The 3330-nt window shown below is 31.5% G+C and carries 3 protein-coding genes and 1 pseudogene; 3 read left to right on the top strand and 1 reads right to left on the bottom strand.

All coding sequences use genetic code 11. From position 1 onward, the window contains the following. The first annotated feature begins 25 nt into the window (after positions 1-25). The 3 genes from Q428_RS13500 (at position 26) to Q428_RS16150 (ending at position 2528) form a co-directional block, all read left to right on the top strand. A complete protein-coding gene (locus tag Q428_RS13500; protein WP_035381809.1) occupies positions 26-571 on the top strand; it encodes a DUF2812 domain-containing protein in 546 nt (181 codons plus the stop codon). Positions 572-771: 200 nt separating this feature from the next. Continuing rightward, positions 772-1719, top strand: coding sequence for an EAL domain-containing protein (locus Q428_RS16145; protein WP_242847853.1), 948 nt, complete (start codon positions 772-774; stop codon positions 1717-1719). Further along, on the top strand, positions 1716-2528 hold the full coding sequence (locus Q428_RS16150; RefSeq protein ID WP_242847854.1) for a GGDEF domain-containing protein: 813 nt from the start codon (positions 1716-1718) through the stop codon (positions 2526-2528). Before Q428_RS16145 ends, Q428_RS16150 begins: the two co-directional genes overlap by 4 nt. 217 nt (positions 2529-2745) lie before the next feature. Here Q428_RS16150 and Q428_RS13510 read toward each other — a convergent pair. Continuing rightward, positions 2746-3330: pseudogene (locus tag Q428_RS13510) on the bottom strand (transposase); the annotation flags it as partial.

Raw genomic sequence — 3330 nt, forward strand, 5'->3', positions numbered from 1 at the left:
CCAAAATTTTAGAGGAGGTATAAAAATGAGAAGAATAATTTACAGATGGTTTTGGTCATGGGATTATGAAAAAGAAGAAAAATGGCTGAATGAAATGTCGTTAAAGGGGTTTCAACTGGTTTCAGTGAACTTATGCAGGTATGTTTTTGAAGAAAGAAGTGATGTTCAATATATATATAGACTTGAATTTCTTAAGGATTTACCTTCTAATGTGGAAAGCAGAGCATATATAGGTTTCCTTGAGGACACAGGAGTTGAATATATAGGTTCATTTGGTCGTTGGGTATATTTTAGAAAGAATGCCGCTTATGGTGAATTTAAAATTTACTCAGATATCGATTCAAAAATTAGGCATTATAAACGATTAAATAATTTATTCTTAGCAATTTTACCGGCCAATTTGTGTCCTGCAATAATTAATTTTTATTCTTACTTTAATTCTTCAAGAACATCAGTAAATTTACAAGCTGGATGTGTATCATTTCTAGTATCAGCTTTGATTGGGGTAGGGATTTTTAAAGTATCTAGGAAAATCAAGATGCTTAAAAAAGAAAGAATAATAACGGAATAAATATCTCATTAGTCACTAGGGACAAATACTTATTGTCAAGGATTTTACTTGATTTATTCTGTCATTGTGGATGCTAGGGACATTTAGTTACTGCTGGGAACCACCTTTTTATTTTACTTATGCTTAACATAAATTAAAATAAAATTTAATCTTTCAGGAATAGAATTAAATTGAAATTATAATTAGAAGGTGGTTAAATGGTGGCAGATAAAAGGGCTGAGCTTATTGAAATACTTGAAAAAAGAAATATTCGTACAGTATTTCAGCCTATATTCGATGTTAAAAACGCAAAAATAATAGGCTATGAGGCTCTTTCAAGGGGGCCTTCAGGTTCTATTCTTGAAAGACCTGACGAATTATTTGACGCTGCCAGAGAACATAATATGCTATGGGAGATTGAGCTTCTATGCAGAAGTCTTGCAATTGAGAGAGCAAGTCAAAGGGGTCTTGATAAATTTTTATTTTTAAATGTTGATCCAAGGATAATAAGGGACGAGAAATTTAAAGAGGGTTTCACAAATAAGTTTGTAAAATCCTTCAATATTGAGCCCCAAAAAATAATATTTGAAATCACAGAGAAAACAGCAATTGAAGATTATAAGGCATTTAAAGAAGTTCTAGACCATTATGTAAGACAGGGGTATAAGATTGCAATAGATGATACCGGAGCTGGATATTCTGGTATGAGGCTTATAACTGAAACCAAACCTCAGTTTATAAAGCTTGATATGGGACTAATAAGGGATATAGATAAGGATAGCTTTAAACAAGCTATTTGTAGGAATCTCTTAACATTAAGTAAAATTACAAATATGAAACTTATTGCAGAGGGTGTTGAGACAATTAATGAAGTAAATACTTTAATAAACATAGGAGTTGAATACCTTCAGGGGTATTTCCTTGCAAGACCTAGTGAAGCTTTTCAGGAAATTTCAGAGGATGTAATTGTTCATATTAGAGATATATTAAATGATAAATTAAAGGAAAAACTTTACACATCAAAGACCTATCCTGTTGGGAAAATTGTTAGAATTGATGAACCTATCACCATTAATTATAAGGGAAGCCAGCTTAAAAATTACTTTGAAAACAGCAAGGCTCAGGGGGTTGCGGTTGTAAAGGATAAAATCCCCGTTGGCTTATTATGAAGAATAAATTTAATTCAATGCTTGCAACCCCCTATGGAAATGCAATATATTTAGGTAGAAATATAGATATAGTAATGGATCATAATCCTCTTATAGTAGATTATGACACTCCTATTGCAGAGGTTTCCACTCTTGCCATGGCAAGGCAGGAGGAAAACCTTTATGATTATGTTATTGTAACTAAAGGATTAGAATACTATGGGATAGTTACTGTAAAAAGACTTCTTGAGTCAGCGACTGAATTAGAGCTTAAATATGCAAGACATCTTAATCCTTTAACAGGGCTTCCAGGGAACGTGGTAATAGAAGAGAAACTTAATAATATAATTAGCAGGTGTGATGAAGCAGGAGTTTTTTATATAGATCTTGATAATTTTAAAGCTTATAACGATATCTATGGTTTTGAAAGCGGTGATAAAATAATAAAGCTTGTTGCACAGATTGCCTATGATGTTGTTGATAAACATGCTCAATGTTCATCTTTTATTGGACATATTGGAGGGGATGACTTTATAATAATAACCGATAATTGCAGCTGCATTGAGGTTATTTGTGAGGAAATAATAGAAAAATTTGACAACTATATTACTTCCTTCTATAACATAGAGGATCTAAACAAAGGATATATTATTTCATCAGATAGAGAGGGTAACGTAAAAAATTTCAGCTTAATGTCAATATCTATTGCAGTTATTAAGGGATACATATGTGAGCTTAAAACTCCATTTTCAATTGCTCAAAGGGCTGCCCAAATAAAGAAAAAATGCAAAATGGAAAATATCAGTAATTATATAATTGAGACTGTTTAGTATTAGGGACACATACTTACTGTTATGGAGTATACTTGCTTTTTCTGGCATTTAAAATATAAAAATCTATTAAATTTATTAAATTTTATAAATATAAATTTCTATAAATCCATCTTTTTTAGTTAATGGAAAGTGCTATTAGAATGCTTGTCCACTTATTGTAATTAACAATAAGTGCAGTATTTTTGGCTTTTTAAAATTACTTTAAATTATTTTTTCAGCAAGCATACTCCTTCATAAACTCATATGTAATGTCTTTGTATTTCACATCATCTAGAAGCTTTACGCCAAGGCTGCTAAGCTTTGAAACCCTGCTTTGGGTTATGTTGCCAAGGACGCGGCAAATTTCACTGCATTTTAAGTTGCAAAGGCTCCTCATTAATAGTACAGCCAGTGCCTTTGCTTCAACTATTTCTCTGCAGTGTTTTGTATGGAGCTTTATTTTTTCAATTCCAAGTTTTGATGCGATAAATTCTAATATTTCTTTAGTTTTAATGTTTCTGACTAAAATCTTTCTTTCGCTTCTGTATTCTGTTCCTTCGTTTAAAAATTCTACTTCTTCTTTAAAAACCTTATCAGAGCATTTATATACTAATTTCATATAGCTTTCTCTTGCTTTATTAGGATTTTTGCTGAACATACCCATAATAAAGCCATCATCAACTAGTTCATAGGGGTCGTGTCTAAGTCCTAGATATATTGAAAGACTTGAAAATTCATATTTCTCTGGGCAGTTTTCATATCCCTTTATATCACATGGGTTGTTGTGAACATATGCCGATAAGGCATAGAGATATATTTT

The sequence above is a fragment of the Fervidicella metallireducens AeB genome, from assembly GCF_000601455.1.
GTDB lineage: Bacteria > Bacillota > Clostridia > Clostridiales > Caloramatoraceae > Fervidicella > Fervidicella metallireducens.